This is a genomic window from Streptomyces sp. NPDC046759, from assembly GCF_040645475.1.
Taxonomy (GTDB): domain Bacteria; phylum Actinomycetota; class Actinomycetes; order Streptomycetales; family Streptomycetaceae; genus Streptomyces.
This window is the reverse complement of sequence record NZ_JBEYYJ010000006.1, coordinates 1-18,697: the sequence shown is the minus strand read 5'-3', so window position 1 is coordinate 18,697 and position 18,697 is coordinate 1. Positions and strand designations below refer to the sequence as shown.

23 protein-coding genes are annotated in these 18,697 nt (G+C 68.6%); 13 read left to right on the top strand and 10 right to left on the bottom strand.

The features are described 5' to 3' along the window. Positions 1 to 36 precede the first annotated feature (36 nt). Genes ABZ919_RS10140 through rplI form a run of 3 tightly spaced genes read left to right on the top strand, consistent with a single transcriptional unit; the run spans position 37 to position 1,369 of the window. Positions 37 to 609, top strand: a complete 573-nt coding sequence (locus tag ABZ919_RS10140; protein WP_361245021.1) for a single-stranded DNA-binding protein — start codon at positions 37 to 39, stop codon at positions 607 to 609. Between the two features lie 58 nt (positions 610 to 667). Further along, the gene (rpsR, locus tag ABZ919_RS10135; protein WP_003949403.1) at positions 668 to 904 is read left to right on the top strand and encodes a 30S ribosomal protein S18; all 237 of its coding nucleotides are present in this window, start codon (positions 668 to 670) and stop codon (positions 902 to 904) included. A gap of 18 nt (positions 905 to 922) precedes the next feature. Beyond that, positions 923 to 1,369: a 50S ribosomal protein L9 gene (gene rplI, locus ABZ919_RS10130; protein ID WP_361245018.1), complete on the top strand. Its 447-nt coding sequence runs from the start codon at positions 923 to 925 to the stop codon at positions 1,367 to 1,369. 104 nt (positions 1,370 to 1,473) lie between these two features. Here rplI and ABZ919_RS10125 read toward each other — a convergent pair whose 3' ends face one another. Continuing rightward, positions 1,474 to 2,811 (bottom strand): MATE family efflux transporter, encoded by a 1,338-nt coding sequence (locus ABZ919_RS10125; protein ID WP_361245015.1) that lies wholly within the window; start codon positions 2,809 to 2,811, stop codon positions 1,474 to 1,476. Positions 2,812 to 3,292: 481 nt separating this feature from the next. Here ABZ919_RS10125 and dnaB point away from each other — a divergent pair, with 481 nt between their 5' ends. After that, positions 3,293 to 4,771 (top strand): replicative DNA helicase, encoded by a 1,479-nt coding sequence (dnaB, locus tag ABZ919_RS10120; RefSeq protein ID WP_361245012.1) that lies wholly within the window; start codon positions 3,293 to 3,295, stop codon positions 4,769 to 4,771. Between the two features lie 79 nt (positions 4,772 to 4,850). Further along, complete coding sequence (locus ABZ919_RS10115) at positions 4,851 to 6,236, top strand: serine hydrolase domain-containing protein (RefSeq protein WP_361245009.1); 1,386 nt, start codon at positions 4,851 to 4,853, stop codon at positions 6,234 to 6,236. A 68-nt stretch (positions 6,237 to 6,304) separates the two neighbouring features. Here the strand turns inward: ABZ919_RS10115 and ABZ919_RS10110 are convergent, their stop codons facing one another. Beyond that, entirely contained in the window at positions 6,305 to 6,757 is a 453-nt protein-coding gene (locus ABZ919_RS10110) for a GNAT family N-acetyltransferase (protein WP_361245006.1), read from the bottom strand. 9 nt (positions 6,758 to 6,766) lie between these two features. Beyond that, positions 6,767 to 7,225, bottom strand: coding sequence for a MarR family transcriptional regulator (locus tag ABZ919_RS10105; RefSeq protein ID WP_361245003.1), 459 nt, complete (start codon positions 7,223 to 7,225; stop codon positions 6,767 to 6,769). A gap of 143 nt (positions 7,226 to 7,368) precedes the next feature. Here ABZ919_RS10105 and ABZ919_RS10100 point away from each other — a divergent pair, with 143 nt between their 5' ends. Together ABZ919_RS10100 and ABZ919_RS10095 are read left to right on the top strand one after the other, a co-directional pair. Then, complete coding sequence (locus ABZ919_RS10100) at positions 7,369 to 8,577, top strand: MFS transporter (RefSeq protein WP_361245000.1); 1,209 nt, start codon at positions 7,369 to 7,371, stop codon at positions 8,575 to 8,577. A gap of 109 nt (positions 8,578 to 8,686) precedes the next feature. Next, positions 8,687 to 9,103, top strand: a complete 417-nt coding sequence (locus ABZ919_RS10095; protein ID WP_361244998.1) for a heme-binding protein — start codon at positions 8,687 to 8,689, stop codon at positions 9,101 to 9,103. Positions 9,104 to 9,174: 71 nt separating this feature from the next. On the opposite strand, the gene ABZ919_RS10090 is transcribed toward ABZ919_RS10095, so the two are convergent. Then, positions 9,175 to 10,038, bottom strand: coding sequence for a GNAT family N-acetyltransferase (locus tag ABZ919_RS10090; protein WP_361244995.1), 864 nt, complete (start codon positions 10,036 to 10,038; stop codon positions 9,175 to 9,177). Between the two features lie 149 nt (positions 10,039 to 10,187). On the opposite strand from ABZ919_RS10090, the gene ABZ919_RS10085 reads away from it, so the two are divergent. Then, a complete protein-coding gene (locus ABZ919_RS10085; RefSeq protein WP_361244992.1) occupies positions 10,188 to 10,820 on the top strand; it encodes an HAD-IB family phosphatase in 633 nt (210 codons plus the stop codon). Positions 10,821 to 11,013: 193 nt separating this feature from the next. Then, positions 11,014 to 12,249, top strand: a complete 1,236-nt coding sequence (locus ABZ919_RS10080; protein ID WP_361244988.1) for a globin domain-containing protein — start codon at positions 11,014 to 11,016, stop codon at positions 12,247 to 12,249. 5 nt (positions 12,250 to 12,254) lie between these two features. On the opposite strand, the gene ABZ919_RS10075 is transcribed toward ABZ919_RS10080, so the two are convergent. The 5 genes from ABZ919_RS10075 to ABZ919_RS10055 form a co-directional block, all read right to left on the bottom strand. After that, positions 12,255 to 12,737, bottom strand: coding sequence for an NUDIX hydrolase (locus ABZ919_RS10075; RefSeq protein ID WP_361244985.1), 483 nt, complete (start codon positions 12,735 to 12,737; stop codon positions 12,255 to 12,257). 88 nt (positions 12,738 to 12,825) lie between these two features. After that, positions 12,826 to 13,731, bottom strand: coding sequence for a LysR family transcriptional regulator (locus ABZ919_RS10070; RefSeq protein ID WP_361244983.1), 906 nt, complete (start codon positions 13,729 to 13,731; stop codon positions 12,826 to 12,828). Between the two features lie 234 nt (positions 13,732 to 13,965). Further along, entirely contained in the window at positions 13,966 to 15,114 is a 1,149-nt protein-coding gene (locus tag ABZ919_RS10065) for a cystathionine gamma-lyase (protein WP_361244980.1), read from the bottom strand. Beyond that, complete coding sequence (locus ABZ919_RS10060) at positions 15,111 to 15,602, bottom strand: low molecular weight protein-tyrosine-phosphatase (RefSeq protein WP_361244977.1); 492 nt, start codon at positions 15,600 to 15,602, stop codon at positions 15,111 to 15,113. Before ABZ919_RS10060 ends, ABZ919_RS10065 begins: the two co-directional genes overlap by 4 nt. A gap of 7 nt (positions 15,603 to 15,609) precedes the next feature. After that, a complete protein-coding gene (locus ABZ919_RS10055; RefSeq protein ID WP_361244975.1) occupies positions 15,610 to 15,987 on the bottom strand; it encodes a phage holin family protein in 378 nt (125 codons plus the stop codon). A gap of 59 nt (positions 15,988 to 16,046) precedes the next feature. Between ABZ919_RS10055 and ABZ919_RS10050 the strand changes: the two genes are divergently transcribed. The 4 genes from ABZ919_RS10050 (at position 16,047) to ABZ919_RS10035 (ending at position 18,367) form a co-directional block, all read left to right on the top strand. Then, on the top strand, positions 16,047 to 16,364 hold the full coding sequence (locus ABZ919_RS10050; protein ID WP_361244972.1) for a cupin domain-containing protein: 318 nt from the start codon (positions 16,047 to 16,049) through the stop codon (positions 16,362 to 16,364). Positions 16,365 to 16,514: 150 nt separating this feature from the next. Then, positions 16,515 to 16,727 carry a DUF5326 family protein gene (locus ABZ919_RS10045; protein ID WP_351802827.1) on the top strand — a complete coding sequence of 71 codons (213 nt, stop codon included), beginning with the start codon at positions 16,515 to 16,517 and terminating at the stop codon, positions 16,725 to 16,727. Between the two features lie 364 nt (positions 16,728 to 17,091). Continuing rightward, on the top strand, positions 17,092 to 17,829 hold the full coding sequence (locus ABZ919_RS10040; protein ID WP_361245748.1) for an IclR family transcriptional regulator C-terminal domain-containing protein: 738 nt from the start codon (positions 17,092 to 17,094) through the stop codon (positions 17,827 to 17,829). A 100-nt stretch (positions 17,830 to 17,929) separates the two neighbouring features. After that, on the top strand, positions 17,930 to 18,367 hold the full coding sequence (locus ABZ919_RS10035; RefSeq protein WP_361244969.1) for an SsgA family sporulation/cell division regulator: 438 nt from the start codon (positions 17,930 to 17,932) through the stop codon (positions 18,365 to 18,367). Between the two features lie 141 nt (positions 18,368 to 18,508). Here the strand turns inward: ABZ919_RS10035 and ABZ919_RS10030 are convergent. Beyond that, a partial coding sequence (locus ABZ919_RS10030; protein WP_361244966.1) for a YibE/F family protein occupies positions 18,509 to 18,697 on the bottom strand: 189 nt, incomplete at its 5' end.

The following is an 18,697-nucleotide window of genomic DNA, read 5'->3' as shown; positions in this document are numbered from 1 at the left end:
CAAGCAGCCAGAGCAAACCCGCCGAGAGGTTCCCCCATGGCAGGCGAGACCGTCATCACGGTCATCGGCAATCTTGTCGACGACCCCGAGCTGCGCTTCACCCCGTCCGGTGCGGCGGTCGCGAAGTTCCGTGTCGCGTCTACTCCCCGCACCTTCGACCGCCAGACGAACGAGTGGAAGGACGGCGAGAGCCTCTTCCTGACCTGCTCGGTCTGGCGTCAGGCGGCGGAGAACGTCGCCGAGTCGCTGCAGCGCGGCATGCGCGTCATCGTGCAGGGCCGGCTGAAGCAGCGGTCCTACGAGGACCGTGAGGGCGTCAAGCGCACGGTCTACGAGCTGGACGTCGAGGAAGTCGGCCCCAGCCTGCGCAACGCCACGGCCAAGGTCACCAAGACCGCCGGTGGCGCTCGCGGTGGCCAGGGCGGTTACGGCGGCGGTGGCGGCCAGCAGGGCGGCGGCTGGGGCGGAGGCTCCGGTGGCGGCCAGCAGGGGGGTGCTCCGGCCGAAGACCCGTGGGCAACCGGCGCTCCCGCCGGTGGCAACCAGGGCGGCGGCTGGGGCGGAGGCTCCGGCGGCGGTGGCGGCTACTCGGACGAGCCCCCCTTCTAGGTCCTCGGACCAGGGGCGGTTCGTACCCCAAACTTCTTGATCACACAGGAGAAACACCATGGCGAAGCCGCCTGTGCGCAAGCCGAAGAAGAAGGTCTGCGCATTCTGCAAGGACAAGGTCACGTACGTGGACTACAAGGACACGAACATGCTGCGGAAGTTCATTTCCGACCGCGGCAAGATCCGTGCCCGCCGCGTGACCGGCAACTGCACGCAGCACCAGCGTGACGTCGCCACGGCCGTCAAGAACAGCCGTGAGATGGCGCTGCTGCCCTACACGTCCACCGCGCGCTAAGGGAAGGGTGACCGACTCATGAAGATCATCCTCACCCACGAGGTGTCCGGCCTCGGTGCCGCGGGCGACGTCGTCGACGTCAAGGACGGTTACGCTCGCAACTACCTGATCCCGCGGAACTTCGCGATCCGCTGGACCAAGGGTGGCGAGAAGGACGTCGAGCAGATCCGTCGCGCTCGCAAGATCCACGAGATCCAGACCATCGAGCAGGCCAACCAGGTCAAGGCCCAGCTCGAGGGCGTGAAGGTCCGCCTGGCCGTCCGCTCCGGCGACTCCGGCCGTCTCTTCGGTTCCGTCACCCCGGCCGACATCGCGTCCGCGATCAAGGCTTCCGGTGGCCCCGAGGTCGACAAGCGCCGCATCGAGCTCGGTGCGCCGATCAAGACCCTGGGCGCCCACGAGACGTCCGTGCGTCTGCACCCCGAGGTTGCCGCCAAGGTCAACATCGAGGTCGTCGCGGCCTGATCGCTGCGCTCTGCTTGAGCAGCTCTGAGAGGGGCCGCACCATCACGGTGCGGCCCCTTTCACGTGGCCGGTGCGGTCGCCGGAGCATGTTTCACGTGAAACGGTCAGCGGGTGGCGCCGGTGACGATCCAGCGAGCCGAACGTGTGCGCAGCCACAGGGTCAGCATGCGGATGCTCATCATCAGCGTCATCGCAGCCCACAGCGCGGTGAGACCGCCACCGAGGGTCGGGATGAGCAAAGCGACCGGAGCGAACACCGCGAGGGTGACGAGCATGGCTCCAGCCAGATACGGACCGTCGCCCGCCCCCATCAGGACTCCGTCCAGCACGAAGACGATTCCACAGATGGGCTGAGAGAGAGCCACCATCAACAGCGCGGGCAGCGCCGTGCCCTTGACGACGGAGTCACTGGTGAACAGCGGCAGGAAGAGCGGACGGGCGGCCACCACGAGCAGCCCGAGAACCACACCGGTAGCAATGCCCCACTGCACCATGCGACGACAGGCCTCGCGGGCGCCATGGACGTCGTTCGCACCGAGATAGCGGCCGATGATCGCCTGTCCCGCGATCGCTATCGCGTCGAGAGCGAAGGCCAGCAGACTCCACAGGGACAGGATGATCTGATGGGCGGCGATTTCGGCGTCGCCCAGGTGTGCCGCGACCGCCGTCGCGATCATCAGGATTGCTCGCAGCGACAGGGTGCGCACCAGGAGTGGCACGCCTGCCTGGGCCGATGCCCGGATACCGGCGGTGTCCGGGCGCAGGAGTGTCCCGTGTCTGCGGGCCCCGCGCACGACCACAGTCAGATAGACGGCCGCCATGCCGCACTGGGCGAAGACCGTGCCCCAGGCTGAACCGGCGATGCCCAGCCCGGCGCCATAGACGAGCCCTGCGTTGAGTGCTCCGTTGGCGACGAAGCCGGCGACTGCGACGTAGAGAGGTGTCTTGGTGTCCTGCAGTCCGCGGAGCACTCCCGTGGCGGCGAGGACGATGAGCATGGCCGGGATGCCCAGTGAGGAGACGCGTAGGTACGTGGTGGCGTAGGGCGCGGCGGTCGTGGAGGCGCCGAAGAGGTCGACGATGTCGGGGGCCAGCGGGAGGACGACAGCGATGACGGTGATGCCGAGCAGCAGTGCCAGCCAGATGCCGTCCATGCCCTGCCGAATGGCGGCCTGGAGATCGCCCGCGCCGACGCGCCGGGCCACGGCGGCGGTGGTTGCATAGGCGAGGAAGACGAAGACGCTCACCGCGGTGGTGAGCAGGGCAGAGGCAACGCCGAGACCGGCGAGCTGGGCGGTTCCGAGATGGCCGACGATGGCACTGTCCGCCATGACGAAGAGAGGCTCGGCGACGAGCGCGCCGAAGGCGGGGACGGCGAGCGCGACGATCTCTCCGTCGTGCCGCCGACGGGTGACCTCGGGTATCGCGGGAGCCTGTGTCATGAGCACTAATCTAACCGTCCACAGGTAAGTGACGCAAATAGCTAGTGACCCTTACTCACCCTCGGGACGTGTGTCCTTTCGCGCACCGTTCGAAGCGATCTTGATCCGACAGGGGAAGTTTTTCTTCTACACAGCCGGTGGACGTCGAAAGTGCAGGTCACAGCGTTCTGTCGAGAGTGATGGAGGGCTTGTTCACAGGGCTGTCCACTGGGTCGTGCACAGGTTTCGGCGAGTTCTCCACAGCATCTGGGGTGTCGTCCACATGGCCTGTGGATAACCAGATTGGCTGACGGTGCCGGGAGGCCTACCGTTGTCCGGCGCCCGCTCCTTCCTCCGGCCTGGAAAGTGTGCCTTCCTCGGCCATGGAATCGTCATAAATCCGACGCGCCAGAACCGGAGTTGGGCCTCTCATTTGTCAGTGTCGTGCCGTACAAAAGAGGACACGGCGAGGTCCGCCGCGCGGACGGGAGGAGGTGGCTCGGTGAGCATTTCCGAGCCCTTGGACGATCCGTGGGCCGAAGCCGGACCCAGTGATCGTCTGCCGGCCTCCCGTCGACGCGGCGACGGCGGCCGGGGTCGTGACGAACAGCACGACCGGGGCCGGGAGAACGCCTCCTGGGACGGCGGAGCTCCCTCCTTCGAGCGGGTGCCGCCACAGGACCTGGACGCCGAGCAGTCGGTGCTGGGCGGCATGCTCCTGTCCAAGGACGCCATCGCCGACGTCGTCGAGATCCTCAAGGGCCACGACTTCTACAAGCCCGCACACGAGACGATCTACCAGGCCATCCTGGACGTCTACGCCAAGGGTGAGCCGGCCGACCCGATCACCATCGCCGCCGAACTGACGAAGCGTGGCGAGATCAACAAGGTCGGCGGGGCCGCATATCTGCACAGCCTCGTCCAGACCGTGCCGACGGCGGCCAACGCCGAGTACTACGCGGAGATCGTCCATGAGCGCGCGGTCCTGCGCCGCCTGGTCGAAGCCGGCACGCGCATCACGCAGATGGGATACGCGGCCGACGGCGACGTGGACGAGATCGTCAACCGGGCCCAGGCCGAGATCTACGCCGTCACCGAGCAGCGCACCAGCGAGGACTACTTGCCGCTCGGCGACATCATGGAAGGTGCCCTCGACGAGATCGAGGCGATCGGTTCGCGCAGCGGCGAGATGACCGGTGTGCCGACCGGCTTCACCGACTTCGACTCGCTGACGAACGGTCTGCATCCGGGCCAGATGATCGTCATCGCGGCCCGGCCCGCCATGGGTAAGTCGACGCTGGCGCTGGATTTCGCGCGGGCTGCCTCGATCAAGCACAACCTGCCCAGCGTCATCTTCTCCCTCGAGATGGGCCGCAACGAGATCGCGATGCGTCTGCTGTCCGCCGAGGCCAGGGTCGCGCTGCACCACATGCGGTCCGGCACGATGACCGACGAGGACTGGACGAGGCTCGCCCGCCGCATGCCGGACGTCTCGGCCGCTCCGCTGTACATCGACGACTCTCCCAACCTGTCGATGATGGAGATCCGTGCCAAGTGCCGGCGCCTGAAGCAGCGCAACGACCTGAAGCTGGTCGTCATCGACTACCTCCAGCTGATGCAGTCCGGCGGCTCCAAGCGCGCCGAGAGCCGTCAGCAGGAGGTCTCGGACATGTCGCGTAACCTCAAGCTGCTCGCGAAGGAGCTCGAGATCCCGGTCATCGCGCTGTCCCAGCTCAACCGTGGACCCGAGCAGCGCACCGACAAGAAGCCGATGGTCTCCGACCTGCGTGAGTCGGGCTCCATCGAGCAGGACGCCGACATGGTCATCCTGCTGCACCGCGAGGACGCGTACGAGAAGGAGTCCCCGCGTGCGGGCGAAGCCGACCTGATCGTGGCCAAGCACCGTAACGGCCCCACGGCCACCATCACGGTCGCCTTCCAGGGCCACTACTCCCGCTTCGTGGACATGGCTCAGACCTGATCCGAGTGGTCCGGGCAGAGCGCCTTCCGCCTGGGGAAATGCACTCGACGTGCGCCCTCCCAGCCGGTGGACTGGGCGCATGACCTCATCTCAGGAAGAGCTGCTCCCCGGAACGCGCCGTGCGCTGCTGCACCGGATCGCCGTCGCCCAGGCCGAAGGCAGGGCTCCCTCGCTGGTGGCCTCCGTGGTGCGGGGCGGTCGCGCCGTATGGCACGGGGGGCGGACCTCGGTGGACGGGCACGGGCCGGACGAGAACGTGCAGTACCGGATCGGGTCCATCACCAAGACCTTCACCGCCGTCCTGGTGATGCGGCTGCGCGACGAGGGACTGCTGGGCCTCGGCGATCCACTGGAAAAGCATCTGCCGGGGACGGGCGCGGGCGAGGCGACGATCGCCGAACTGCTCGCCCACACCGCGGGGTTGGCGGCCGAGTCGCCGGGGCCCTGGTGGGAGCGGACGCCGGGTTCACTGCGGCCCGAGCTGAGTGATGTGCTCGGCGAGCAGCCCCTCCTGCATCCCGTCGGCCGGCGGCACCACTACTCCAACCCCGGCTACACGCTGCTGGGCGCCCTGGTGGAGGAGGTGCGCGGCGCCCCCTGGGAGGACGTGCTGCGCGCCGAGATCCTCGAACCTCTTGGCCTGCACCGCACGAGTATGCAGCCGCAGGCCCCGCATGCCGGCGGCTGGGCCGTGCATCCGTGGGCGGACGCCATGCTGCCGGAGCCGCTGGAGGACCTGGGCAGGATGGCACCGGCCGGCCAGCTGTGGTCGACCGCGGGGGACCTGGCACGGTTCGCTGTGTTCCTGGCCACGGGGGACGACCGGGTACTGAGCGCGGAGTCGGTGGAGGAGATGCGCACGCCCGCGGCCCCGGGTGAGCCGGCGGATGTGCTGGACGGGGCCACCTACGGTCTCGGCCTGCAGATCCAGCGTCGCGACGGCCGGCTTCTGGTCGGACACTCCGGTTCGCTGCCGGGCTTCCTGGCGAACCTCACCATCAGCGTGCAGGACGACGTGGCCGCAGTGGTGCTCGCCAACTGCACCAGTGGACCGCTGCTGGGAGCGGTGGGCGCCGACCTCGTGCGGATCGTCGCCGAGGCGGAGCCACGGATCCCAGAGCCCTGGCGCCCGCTGCGCGACGTCGATCAGACGGTCCTGGAGCTGGCGGGGCAGTGGTACTGGGGAACCAACGCCTTCGGCCTGCGGGTGACCGCGGACGGCCTTCTGGTGCTCGGTCCGCTGACCGGAACCGGCCGGCGCTCCCGTTTCCGCTCGAACGGTGACGGCACCTGGACGGGACTGGAGGGGTACTACGCCGGAGAGCTGTTGCGGCCGGTACGGCGCGCGGACGGGGGCCTAAGCCATCTCGACCTAGGCTCGTTCATGTTCACCCGTCGGCCCTATGACCCCGAGGCTCCGGTGCCGGGCGGGGTGGACCCGCAGGGGTGGCGGGGCATCGGCTAGGTCTCCGTGATGCCGGGCTGTGTTTCACGTGAAACACAGCCCCGCGGCGCTCGCGTTCGGCAGCGCCGTCAGAGCCGCAGTTTGAATCCCTCGTGCGTGGCGCTGAAGCCGAGCCGTTCATAGAAGCGGTGGGCGTCGGTGCGGGTCTTGTCGGACGTCAGCTGCACCATCCCGCACTCCAGCCGGCGCGCGGTGTCGATCGCCCATTCGATCAGCAGGCTGCCCAGCCCGCTTCCCCGTTCGTCGGCGTGGACGCGTACGGCCTCGATGAGCGCGCGGGTCGCCCCTCGGTGCGAGAGCCCGGGGACGATCGTGAGCTGCAGGGTTCCGATCAAGCGGCCTTCGCGGACTGCGACGACGAGATGCTGGTGGGGATCGGTCTCCAGGCGTTCCAGGGCGGCCTGATAGGGGGCCATGTCATCGGGGGACTCGCGCGCTGCGCCCAGTGGGTCGTCGGCAAGCATCGCGACGATCGCCGGAAGGTCGTCGGCGGTCGCACGCCGTATTTCAAGATCTCCCATGAGCGCACCCTATGCGGACGCGTGCAGCGACTCCACCACTCGTACCAGCGGAGCCAGTTCGGGGCTCCCGGACGCCGCGTCCAGGGCCTCTCGCAGCGCGGCGTCATTGGTGGGCCGTGCCTCTTCCAACAGCCGCAGACCTGCCTCGGTGACGTTCGTGTAGATGCCGCGCCGGTCGGTGGGGCACAGATAGCGCTCCAGCAGGCCGCGGTCCTCCAGCCGGGTCACCAGGCGTGTGGTGGCGCTCTGGCTGAGGACGACCGCGTCGGCAACCTGCTTCATCTGCAGATGGCCGCCCTCGCCGTCGTGCTGGCGACTCAGCACATCGAGCAGCGAGTACTCGCGCACGCTCAGGTCGTGCCTCGCCTGCAGGGCGCGCTCGATGTGCGCCTCGATCCGTCCGTGCAGGGCAGAGAGGGCACACCAGCCCTGTGCGAGGGCAGTGAGCGCGGGATCCGTCGCTGTCATGGGCGTTCTCCTCCGTCCCGGAGCGGCTGCATCAAGGGTAGAGCAAGCCCGCAATAGTGGGCGCTTGCAGTTAGCCCGCGTCTGCAATTATTGTGGACGCACGCAAAGCGCACCTGCAATCGTCTGGGAAGGTGTACCCCTTCATGCCTCTCGCGCTTCTGGCCCTCGCGATCGGGGCCTTCGGTATCGGAACGACCGAGTTCGTGATCATGGGCTTGCTGCCCCAGGTCGCGGGCGACTTCGGGGTCTCCATCCCCACGGCGGGCCTGCTCGTGACGGGCTATGCCCTCGGGGTGGTCATCGGCGCTCCGCTGATGACCGTGGTCGGCACCAAGGTCTCGCGCAAGCGGATGCTGATGCTGCTGATGGGCCTGTTCATCGCCGGAAACCTGCTGTCCGCGGTGGCCCCCACCTTTGCCGTCATGCTGATCGGACGCGTGGTCGCTTCGCTCGCGCACGGTGCCTTCTTCGGCATCGGTTCGGTCGTCGCCGCCGAGCTGGTGGCGCCCCACAAGAAGGCCGGCGCCATCGCCATGATGTTCACCGGCCTGACCGTCGCCAATGTCGTCGGCGTCCCGCTGGGCACGCTCATCGGCCAGCACGTCGGCTGGCGTGTCACCTTCGGCATCGTCGCCGCGCTCGGGGTCGTGGGTCTCACCGGCGTCGCCAAACTGGTGCCCGAGATGCCGCGGCCCGAGGGTGTGCACCTTCGGCATGAGCTGGCGGCTTTCAAGAACGCCCAGGTTCTGCTCGCCATGGCGATGACCGTCCTCGGCTTCGGTGGCGTCTTCGCAGCCATCACGTACATCGCGCCGATGATGACCCACATCGCGGGATTCGCCGACGGCTCGGTCACCTGGCTGCTGGTCCTGTTCGGCCTCGGCATGGTCGGCGGCAACCTCGTCGGCGGCAAGTTCGCCGACCGCGCCCTGATGCCGATGCTGTACGTCTCCCTGGGCGCCCTGGCTCTCGTTCTGGCGCTCTTCACGCTCACCGCACACAACAAGATCGCGGCGGCCGTCACCATCGCCCTGATCGGCGCGCTCGGCTTCGCGACCGTGCCGCCGCTGCAGAAGCGCGTGCTCGACCAGGCGCACGATGCCCCGACGCTCGCGTCGGCCGTGAACATCGGTGCCTTCAACCTGGGCAACGCGCTGTCCGCCTGGCTCGGCGGCATCGTGATCGCGGCCGGCTTCGGCTACACGGCCCCCAACTGGGTCGGTGCCGCCCTGGCAGCGGCCGCCCTGGTCCTGGCCGTCCTGTCGGCGGCACTGGAGCGCCACGACGCCGGCCGCGGCAACGTGATCGCCTCCGGGGCGCCTGCCGAGCGGCGGATGCCGGTCCATCGCTGAGTTCCCCCGACAGCCCCGGGCGCCTCACCAGCCCATCCGACACACCTCCGTACCGGGGCGGGGCCCTGGTGCGGCAAGCACCCCTCTCAGCAGCGCCTAGGAGACCTTCATGACCACCGCCGTCGCCCCGCTGTCCATCGAGGACGCCGAACTGCTCGTCGCCACGGCCCGCCGCGCGGCCGAGGACGCCGGGGTGACCGTCAGCGTCACGGTCCTGGACGCCGGAGGCCATCTGCTGGCCTTCCGCCGGGACGACCGGGCCGTGCTGATCTCCGGCGAGACCAGCACCCGCAAGGCCTACACGGCCCTCCAGCTGAACACCCCCACCGCCGACCTGGTCGAGGCCGTCCAGCCCGGTGGCCTCTTCCACACGCTGCCCACGGCCCTGGACCGGCCCCTGCTGTTCATCGCAGGAGGTGTGCCTGTCCACCGGGACGGGCGGCTGATCGGAGCGATCGGCGTCGGCGGCGGTACACCCGAGCAGGACCACGGCTTCGCCGCCGCGGCCGTACGGGCGTTCGCCTGAGCCGAACCGTGCAGGGACAGCGCCGGCCCCGCCTCAAGACGCGGCGGGGCCGGCGTCCGTCGTGCGTCGGATCAGCCTGCGGCCACGGTCAGCGGGGCGAACCGGCGGGTCCAGTCCCCCGGGAGCTCTGTGATGCCGTAGGTCATCACGGCGTTGAAGGCCACGGAGGCCAGCCCCCGTGCCTTCGCCCAGGTCAGCAACTCCTCATGGCGCACATCGATGTCGGTGCGCAGCGGACGGTGCGTACGGGCTGCCAGCGAGCTGATCAGAGCCTTGGCCGTCTCCGTGTCCCGGGCGACAAGCGGACCTACGACGTGGGTGTCCATATTGGGCCAGGCGGCTGTGTAGCCGATGATCCGGCCGTCCTCCTCGGCCACCCGCAACTGGTCGGCGAAGGCGGGCAGCCGGGTGATCAGGGGAGTGCGGTCGGCGCCGAACACCTCCTCGTCGAGACGCAGAATCGAGGGCAGGTCCTCCGCGGTGGCGTCACGGGTGAGCACACCGGTCCGACTGTCCGGAGTGAAGCGGCCCATCAGCATCTCCGCCCGGCCCGTCACTTTGAAGCCCAACTCCTCGTACAGCGGACGTCCGTTGGGAGTGGCGTGCAGGGTGAGCGGAGTGGTTCCCATGGTCGACACGACATGGCGCATCAAGCGGCGCCCGACGCCCCGGCGGGCATGACGTTCGGCCACGAGGACCATGCCGATGGCGCCGAGATCCGGGCGCTCCCAAGATCCGTACTGCGTGACGACGCATGCAGTGACGAGACCGCCCTGGGGATCGTCGATGCCGAATCCCTTTCCGGCCGCGAGAAGGAATCCCCACTTGTGCTCCTCGCGTGGCCACCCCCTGTCCTCGGACAAGTCGGCGCAGGCGGTGAGATCGCGGAGCGTCAGACGGCGAATGGGCAGAGCAGCGAGGGAAGGAGTCGACACGCAGGTCAGGCTGTCCGACCGGCACCCCCGGCGTCCACCCGTTTCGAGGGAGACGGACGTGCTTTTGGTCATGCCGTGGCCCTATGCACAACCTGTGGTCAGCCAGATGTGTTTCACGTGAAACATAGACCCCCGGATAGCCTCGGTCCGTGGCGAGACTTCATATCTTCGATCTCGACGGCACCTTGCTGCACGGCAGTACGGCACCCGTGGAGATCTCCCGCCAGTTGGGGCTGGAAGCGGAGACGGTGGCCCTGGACCGGGCGATCTCGGAGGGGCGGATCGGACCGCCGGAGTACGCGGCGCAGGTGTACGACCTGTGGGCCGAACTGACCGAGGCGCATGTCGGCGCAGCATTCGCCACGGCTCCCTGGCTGACCCGCATCCGTGAGGTCTGGACAGAGATCAGAGAGATGGGCGAATACTGTGCTGTGGTGTCTCTCTCGCCGTCCTTCTTCGTGGAACGGCTTCTCGACTGGGGCGCTCATGCGGCGCATGGATCCCGCTTCCCGGCCGTGCCGTTCACCGAGCCCGTCGATCCGTCGGGGGTGCTCAGTGCAGCCGCCAAGGTGTCCATCGCGGACCGGCTCTGCGAGGAGTTCGGGGTGACGCGGGCGGACTGCGTGGCGTACGGCGATTCGCTGTCGGACAAGGATCTGTTTGCTGCCGTACCGGTTTCCGTGGCGGTCAATGCGGATGCCCATCTGGCTGGACTCGCGACGCACTCCTACCTGGGGCGGGACCTGTGGGATGCCTATGAACTCGTGCGCGTGGTCCGCTAGGTGACGAGCGCCCTGGTGCGCGCCCTTGCCTGACTCGAGAGGAAGGGTGGGGGACTTGTGTGCGTGGTGCCGGCCGGTAGGGTCGACTCCGGTTCACGCCGTGCTACGGCTGGCCGCCCGCCGGGGGAAAGTGTGCACCTTCAGGGCAGGAGGTGCGCAGAACGACCGAAAGATGTTTGAGGCGAGGCACACCATGGACGCTCCGACCACCGAGCCGGGGGAGAACGGCATGTCCGGCGGGGACGGCTGGTTCCTGCCACGCATGACACCCACGGCCCCGGCGCCGGCTGAGCAGCTGGGCCCGCCCGTCGAAAGGTCTTCGGATGCTGTCCTCATACGCCGCACGCTGGCCGAGATAGGGCCGGTCGCCGACAAGGTCACCTCTTACTTCTACGCGCTGCTCTTCGTCCGCCATCCCGAGCTGCGGACGCTGTTCCCGGCAGCGATGGACATCCAGCGGGAACGCCTGCTGAAGGCGCTGCTCACCGCGGCCGAGCACCTGGACAACACCCGGGTGCTCGTCGACTACCTGCAGAATCTGGGCCGTGGACACCGCAAGTACGGCACGCACGCCGCGTACTATCCGCCACTCGGGGAGTGCCTGATCGACGCACTGGGCAAGTACGCCACCACCGTCTGGAGCCCGGAGGCCGAGACGGCCTGGGTGCGCGCGTACACGACGATGTCCCAGGTGATGATCGACGCAGCGGCGGCGGACGAGTTGCGGGCTCCGGCCTGGTGGCAGGCCGAGATCGTCATGCACGACCTGAGAACCCCGGACGTCGCCGTGCTCACCATCCGCCCGGACCAGCCCTATCCCTTCCTGGCCGGTCAGTACACGAGCGTGGAGACACCCTGGTGGCCCCGTGTGTGGCGGCACTACTCATTCGCCTCCGCGCCCCGCTCGGACGGTCTGCTGACGTTCCATGTGAAGGCCGTGCCGGCCGGCTGGGTCTCCAACGCACTGGTGCACCGCGCCCGGCCCGGAGACGTCATACGCCTCGGGCCGCCTGTCGGCTCCATGACCGTCGACCATACGACCGGCAGCGGATTGCTCTGCCTGGGTGGTGGCACCGGTATAGCGCCCATCAAGGCCCTGGTCGAGGACGTCGCCGAGCGTGGCGAGCGTCGGCCCGTCGAGGTGTTCTACGGCGCCCGCACCGATCACGACCTCTACGACGTCGACACCATGCTCCGGCTCCAGCAGCGCCACCCCTGGCTGTCCGTCCGGACGGTCGTCGACGAGCAGGCACGCATCCAGCTCCCTGACGCATTGCGCGACCACGGCCCCTGGACCGGGTACGACGCCTATCTCTCGGGCCCGCCCGGAATGATCCGCAGCGGTGTCGACACGCTCCGGGACATCGGCATCCCGTCGAGCCGTATCCGGCACGACTCGGTGGACGAAATGCTCATTGCCGTGAACTGAGTGCGCTAACCGAGGTCGGGGGCGTGCATGGCGCGTACCCCCTCGATATTGCCGTCCAGATAGTGCCGCAGTGACAGCGGGACCAGGTGGACGGAGGCGATGCCGACACGCGTGAACGGGACGCGTACGATCTCGTACTCGCCGGCGGGCTCGTCCATTTCGGGACCGTGCCGCAGAGCTGGATCCATGGACTCCAGCCGGCAGACGAAGAAGTGCTGCACCTTCACACCGGTCGCGCCACCGTCCTCACCGATGTGCTCAACGGTGTCCACGAAACACGGCACCACGTCGGTGATCTTGGCGCCGAGCTCCTCGGACACTTCTCGGTGCAGGGCGTCGACGACGGTCGAGTCCCCGGGCTCGACCCCGCCACCGGGGGTGACCCAGTAGGGATCGACACCGGGCTTGGTGCGCTTGATGAGGATCAGGTCGTCACCGTCGAGGAGAACGGCACGGGCGGTGCGCTTGACCACGGGTCGGACGGTCATGGGAGAAATGTGGCCCGGCTGGTTCCACGTGAAACATCGCAAAAAGTCACCCCCCGTTCACTGCGTGTAGAAGCCGAACGTGAGGGCCTCAGCACCAGGCCGTGGCCGCCCGCTGAAGCCACTCGTGGGCTCGCGCTATATGCGGCATGGCGAGGGTGCCGGTGCGTACCACCAGGAAGTAGGTGCGCAACGGCGGTACCGCAGGATCCTGCAGGGCCTGGACGGTGCCGTCGGCGAGGGCCGCAGCACACAAGTAGCGGGGCAGCACCGCGAGTCCGGCGCCCGCGATCGTGCAGGTGAGCACCGCCCGTAGATCCGGGACGATGACCGTGCCCGAGGCGGCCGGACGGCAGTCGAAGACGGAGGCCCAGTAGCGAGAGACGAAGGGCAGCGACTCGTGGACCTCGACGACGGGCAGATCCTCCAGCGCGGGCGCACCCTTCCGCCGTAGCGCCTCGGCACCGATCCGATCCATCCAGCGAGGAGCCGCGACCAGCACGTGTTCCTCGTCGCAGAGCGGAGTCGCGGTGAGAAGGGAACCACGCGGGCGGGCCGTGCTGATGGCCAGATCATGGTGTCCGGAAGCCAGTCCCTCCAGCGTCTCCTCCGCCGTGCCGAAGGAGGCGCGGAGCGCGAACCCCTGGCCGTCGTCGCCGGTGAGCTCCGTCAGGGCGGGCAGGGCGCGTTCGGCGGTGAATTCCGGTGGCCCGGCGAGATGCAGGGTTCTGAGCGAGGACTCCTCGTCCAGGCCGGTCTCCGCTATCTCCACCAGTGCGTCGAGATGGGGCGCGGCCTTGTGTGCGAGTTCGTCGCCGATGGTGGTCGGCGTCACGCCGCGCGCCTGGCGGAGGAAGAGAGGCCTGCCCAGCTGTTGTTCCAGTGTGCGGATCTGCGAGGTGACGGCGGGCTGGGAGAGGCCGAGCAGGGCGGCAGCGCGGGTGAAGGAACCAGCCCGGTGCACAGTGACGAAAGTGCGCAGCAAGGCCAGGTCCATGGTGTGCCCTCCTCTGTCTCTGCCCTCCTCCGGCCCCCAGGCAGGCTCCAACTATAAATAAGTCGATAGGTCTCTGTCGCTAGCGTGATTGGACACTGACACAGAGTCAACTAGCCTTGGTCACGCGGTTCTTCGCGCGCGGAGCCGAAGACGGTCCGAGCCACGAGGGGGGAGGCTCGGACCGTCGTGCGCCGACAGCCCGAGGTCGGTACGGGGCGAAGGACGGATACGGGCTCACCCGGCGGAGTCGTCCAGGGCCCGCAGCACATCGGCGATCAGGTCATCGGGGTCCTCGGCGCCCACGGACATGCGGATGAAGCCCTCCGGGACCGCGTCCCCGCCCCAGCGGCGGCGGCGCTCGGCCGTCGAACGCACCCCGCCGAAGCTCGTCGCGTCCTCCACCAGGCGCAGAGCTGCGAGAAAACGCTCGGCACGCGCGCGCGTGGGCAGCGTGAAGGAGACCACGCAGCCGTAGCGGCGCATCTGCTGCGTGGCGATCTTGTGCGACGGGTCGCCGGCCAGCCCGGGATAGCGCAGGCCGGACACCTCGGGCCGCTGCTCCAGGGCCTCGGCGACGGCCAGGGCGGTGGCGTTCTGCCGGTCGACGCGCATCTGCAGCGTGGCGATGGACCGGTGCGCGAGCCACGCCTCCATGGGGCCGGAGATCGCCCCGACGATCTTGCGCCAGCGCCGTACGGCGGCCATCGCCTCGCCGTCGCGGCCGGTGACATAGCCCAGCAGCACGTCGCCGTGGCCGGTCAGCTGCTTGGTGCCGCTGGCCACGGAGAAGTCGGCGCCCAGCTCCAGCGGCCGCTGCCCGAGCGGGGTCGCGAGGGTGTTGTCGACGGCCACCAGGGCGCCCTGCGCGTGGGCCGCTGCCACCAGCCGCCGGATGTCGCACACGTCGAGCCCCGGGTTCGACGGGGACTCGATCCACAGCAGCCGCGCGCCGTCAAGGACCTGCAGCTGCGCATCACCACCGGTCGGGGCGGTGCGCACCTCGATGCCGTACGCCTCCAGCTGGGTGCGGACCAGCGGCAGCGCCTGGTAGCCGTCGGAGGGGAGAACGACCGCGTCACCGGCGCGCAGCTGGGAGAAGAGCACGGAGGAGATCGCCGCCATGCCGGAGGCGAAGACCAGCGTCTCGACGTCGTCGCGCCCGGGCGCCTCCAGCTCGCAGATGGCCCGCTCCAGCAGCGTCCAGGTCGGGTTGTCGTCGCGGCCGTAGGAGTACGGGCCCGTCACCTCGCCGGGCAGATGGAAGTGCGCCGCGAACACCGGCCCGGGCAGGGTCGGCTCGTGCTTGACCGGCTCGGGCAGTCCGGCGCGCACCGCCCGCGTGCCCTCGCCGGTACGACCCTCGTCCTCGCCAGTGTCGCTCATGCGGCCCGTCCTTCCAGGTGCTCGCGTACGGCGGCGAGCAGGCCGGTGCTCGCCGCCTCCACCATCTCAAGACACTCCTCGAAGCCGTCCCGGTGTCCGTAGTACGGATCGGGCACCTCGAGATCGTCACCGGCGGCGGAGTCGTACGAGCGCAGCAGACGGACCTTGCGCGCGTCCTCCTCGGAGGGCGCGAGGCGGCGCAGGGCCTTGAGGTGACCGGTGTCGAGAGCGATCACCAGGTCGAGGCGGGAGAACCACGACGGCTGGAACTGGCGCGCGACGTGATCACCGTCGTAGCCGTGCTCCTCGAGGACCGAGACGGTCCGCGGGTCGGCGGGCTCCCCCTCGTGCCAGCCGCCGGTTCCGGCGCTGTCGACCTCGACCCGTTCCTCGAGGCCGGCCTCCGTCACACGGGCGCGGAAGACGGATGCGGCCATCGGGGAACGGCAGATGTTGCCGGTGCACACGAAGCAGACGCGGTAACTCATGGAGCGCTCAGTCCTCGTCGGGCAGGACGACGTGCAGCGCCCAGGAGACGATGGAGACGATCAGACCGCCGAGGACGGCCGTCCAGAAGCCCTCCACATGGAAGCTCAGGTCGAGCTTGCCGCACACCCAGGAGGTCAGCAGGAGCATCAGCGCGTTCACGACCAGGGTGATCAGGCCCAGGGTGAGGATGAACAGCGGGAAGGTGAGCACCTTGACTATGGGCTTGACCAGCCAGTTCACCAGACCGAAGATCAGCGCGACGACGATCAGAGTGCCGGCCTTCTTGGCGGTGTTGTCACCCGTGAGTGTGATCTTGTCCAACAGCCACACGGCGACCGCCAGGGCGCCCGCGTTGGCGATCGTCTTGACTACGAAATTCTTCATGTGTCTGATCGTGGCAGACCGGATCGGAACTGAGCAGTGAGGCGAGGGCGACAGCGGCGATGAAGGCATTCCGGCTGGACGAACTGGAGGCGGAGCGTACCGCCAACGAAGGCGCCTACCTTCAGTTCCTGCGGGAGCGGAACATGTCCGTCGGCCTGTACGCCCTCGACGCGGGCGGGCACGACCCGCAGAAGCCGCACAACCAGGACGAGGTGTACTTCGTCGTGAGCGGCCGGGCGTCGATCACGGTCGGACTGGAGACGACCGAGGTGGCGCGCGGCAGCGTGGTGTACGTGCCGGCCGGGGTCTCCCACAAGTTCCACCACATCAGCGAGGACCTGAGGGTTCTCGTCGTCTTCTCTCCGCCCGAGGCGTGACCCCCGCCCCGGGATTCCCTAGGGGACGGGTCAGGGGAGGACAAGGGACGCGAGGCGTCCGCGGGACCCCTCTTCGGCCCTAGCATCGAGTGCAGAACATCAACCGCTGTCAGAGAAGACAGACGTACGAGAACGCAAAGGACGAGGGCGATGCGAGAGATCTTCGCGGGACTGCCGTGGTGGGTGAAGTGGGTCGCGGTGCCGGTCATCGCCCTGGTCGTGTTCGGCGGCCTGATAGCGACCGTGGTCGGATTCGTGATCGGCCTGCTGTTCAAGGCGCTGGTCTTCGTCGCGCTGGTCGGCGGACTCATCTACATCGTGCGGAAGTTCATGTCCAACTCCTCGTCGCGCGGCGACTGGTGACGGCCCGGGACTGGTGACCGGCGACGGAACCACCGGTCCTGGCAAGGCGATCACCGGCTTCCCTCGCGCGAGGGAAGTTTCCCCGTGAGGCCGTCTGCGCACGGCGACGGACGGTTAGAGTCCGGAACTCCCGCGGGGTCCGACCCCCGCGGGCGGCGCAGATCCCCTCCGTGCTGCCCCGCACGGGCTGCCCCTCGCGCTCAGGGAGTGACCCTTGGCCACGGTCGACACCACACCGGCAGAACCGCACGCACCCCCCGCCCCGCCGCGCTCCTGCGCACCCCCCACCCAGCGGCCGCCCTCGGTCACGGTCCCCGGACAACCGCACCCCGTCGATGCCCCCGGTCCGCCAGCGGCCGCCACCCTGATCGGATCCGTTCAGCGCGCCATGCGTCTGCTGGAGACCGTCGCCACACACGTGTACGGCGCCCCCGCCAAACAGCTCGCCCGCGAGACCGGCCTCGCGCTTCCGACGACGTACCACCTGCTCCGCACCCTGGTGCACGAGGGCTATCTGCGCCGTGAGAAGGGGCTGTTCTTCCTCGGCGACGCGGCCGAACGGCTGGGTAGCAGTGGAGCACAGCAGAAACGTCGCAGCGCGGTGGCGGACACGCTCGCGCACTGGCGCGATTCCATCGGTGTCCCCGTGTACTACGCGATGTACCGGGACGGCGAGATCGAGGTCATGTGCGTCTCCGACTCCCCCACGGCGCCGGCGGTGCAGGAATGGGCCGACTTCCGCGAGACCGGCCACGCGCACGCGATCGGCAAGTGCCTGCTCGCCCAGGTGGACGAGGACGCACGCCGCGACCACCTGTCCCGCTATCCCGTGCAGTCCCTGACGCCGTACACCGTGCGCGACAACGACGCCCTGCTGCGGCGCCTCGCCCGGATGCCACGCATGGAACCCGTGGTGGAGCGGCAGGAATACGCAGTCGGAACGGTTTGCGCGGCGGTACCGATCACGGTCGGCACCACCGTGGCCACGATGGCCATGTCGCTTCCCCTCCACCACGCCGACCGGCTGTTGCCCGCGGCCCGTCGGCTGCAGGCGGAGATCGGCCGGCATCTGGGGACGCTCACCCTCTCTATCAGTATCTGAAATCTTACTCCTTGTGATCTCCCGTGTACTTTCAGCAAGATTTGACCACGGTCAGGGGGATCGATCCCGGCCAGTCCATGTCCATATGACGGGGTAGACGATGCGCGATTCCGTACAGGCAGAAGTCATGATGAGCTTTCTCGTCTCGGAGGAGCTCTCCTTCCGCATCCCGGTGGAGTTGCGCTATGAGACCAGTGATCCCTATGCCGTGCGGCTCACCTTTCATCTGCCCGGCGATGCACCGGTGACCTGGGCCTTCGGACGTGAGTTGCTGATCGACGGTGTCGGACGGCCGTGCGGGGAAGGGGATGTCCGCATCGCTCCCGCAGATTGCGAGGTGCTGGGCGAGGTGCTGATCAGGCTTCAGGTCGGCAGCGACCAGGCTCTGTTCCGCTCCTCCGTTCCTCCACTCGTGGCCTTCCTGGACCGTACGGACAAGCTGGTGCCGCTCGGTCAGGAGGGTGCGCTCGCCGATTTCGACGCTCATCTGGAAGAGGCTCTCGACCGCATCCTGCGGGAGGAGCAGAGCGCCGGCTGAAGCGTTACGGCATCGGGCGCCGAGCGCTCCGCCGAGCCGCATGGAATCGTGCAGGAACGCTTCTGCAGGGGCTGTCCGGACTCAGCCGGGCAGACAGTGGCTCACGCCGGCCCGGTCGGGTCCACCGCCGGGCTGCTGGGCCTACCGTTTGCGGCGCCGCCCCCGGCCACCGCGTACCGGGGTGCGCTCGGCCCGGCCCGGGCTGTCCGCGCCGGGGCGGTCGGCTGAGACGACGAGGGCGGCGAGGAGTGTGGTGACCGGTACGGAGGCGACCAGTCCGATGGATCCGACCAGGGTGCGTACGATCTCTTCGGCGACCAGTTCGCTGTT

What these genes read in the sequence shown, in the direction of transcription:
- ABZ919_RS10070 (WP_361244983.1), bottom strand. Translation starts at nt 13,731, where the DNA reads ATGGACCTGGCCTTGCTGCGCACTTTCGTCACTGTGCACCGGGCTGGT.
- ABZ919_RS10100 (WP_361245000.1), top strand. Translation starts at nt 7,369, where the DNA reads ATGCCTCTCGCGCTTCTGGCCCTCGCGATCGGGGCCTTCGGTATCGGA.
- ABZ919_RS10125 (WP_361245015.1), bottom strand. Translation starts at nt 2,811, where the DNA reads ATGACACAGGCTCCCGCGATACCCGAGGTCACCCGTCGGCGGCACGAC.
- ABZ919_RS10035 (WP_361244969.1), top strand. Translation starts at nt 17,930, where the DNA reads ATGCGCGATTCCGTACAGGCAGAAGTCATGATGAGCTTTCTCGTCTCG.
- ABZ919_RS10140 (WP_361245021.1), top strand. Translation starts at nt 37, where the DNA reads ATGGCAGGCGAGACCGTCATCACGGTCATCGGCAATCTTGTCGACGAC.
- rpsR (WP_003949403.1), top strand. Translation starts at nt 668, where the DNA reads ATGGCGAAGCCGCCTGTGCGCAAGCCGAAGAAGAAGGTCTGCGCATTC.
- ABZ919_RS10095 (WP_361244998.1), top strand. Translation starts at nt 8,687, where the DNA reads ATGACCACCGCCGTCGCCCCGCTGTCCATCGAGGACGCCGAACTGCTC.
- rplI (WP_361245018.1), top strand. Translation starts at nt 923, where the DNA reads ATGAAGATCATCCTCACCCACGAGGTGTCCGGCCTCGGTGCCGCGGGC.
- ABZ919_RS10055 (WP_361244975.1), bottom strand. Translation starts at nt 15,987, where the DNA reads ATGAAGAATTTCGTAGTCAAGACGATCGCCAACGCGGGCGCCCTGGCG.
- ABZ919_RS10075 (WP_361244985.1), bottom strand. Translation starts at nt 12,737, where the DNA reads ATGACCGTCCGACCCGTGGTCAAGCGCACCGCCCGTGCCGTTCTCCTC.
- ABZ919_RS10105 (WP_361245003.1), bottom strand. Translation starts at nt 7,225, where the DNA reads ATGACAGCGACGGATCCCGCGCTCACTGCCCTCGCACAGGGCTGGTGT.
- ABZ919_RS10065 (WP_361244980.1), bottom strand. Translation starts at nt 15,114, where the DNA reads ATGAGCGACACTGGCGAGGACGAGGGTCGTACCGGCGAGGGCACGCGG.
- ABZ919_RS10050 (WP_361244972.1), top strand. Translation starts at nt 16,047, where the DNA reads ATGAAGGCATTCCGGCTGGACGAACTGGAGGCGGAGCGTACCGCCAAC.
- ABZ919_RS10060 (WP_361244977.1), bottom strand. Translation starts at nt 15,602, where the DNA reads ATGAGTTACCGCGTCTGCTTCGTGTGCACCGGCAACATCTGCCGTTCC.
- ABZ919_RS10115 (WP_361245009.1), top strand. Translation starts at nt 4,851, where the DNA reads ATGACCTCATCTCAGGAAGAGCTGCTCCCCGGAACGCGCCGTGCGCTG.
- ABZ919_RS10045 (WP_351802827.1), top strand. Translation starts at nt 16,515, where the DNA reads ATGCGAGAGATCTTCGCGGGACTGCCGTGGTGGGTGAAGTGGGTCGCG.
- ABZ919_RS10080 (WP_361244988.1), top strand. Translation starts at nt 11,014, where the DNA reads ATGGACGCTCCGACCACCGAGCCGGGGGAGAACGGCATGTCCGGCGGG.
- ABZ919_RS10110 (WP_361245006.1), bottom strand. Translation starts at nt 6,757, where the DNA reads ATGGGAGATCTTGAAATACGGCGTGCGACCGCCGACGACCTTCCGGCG.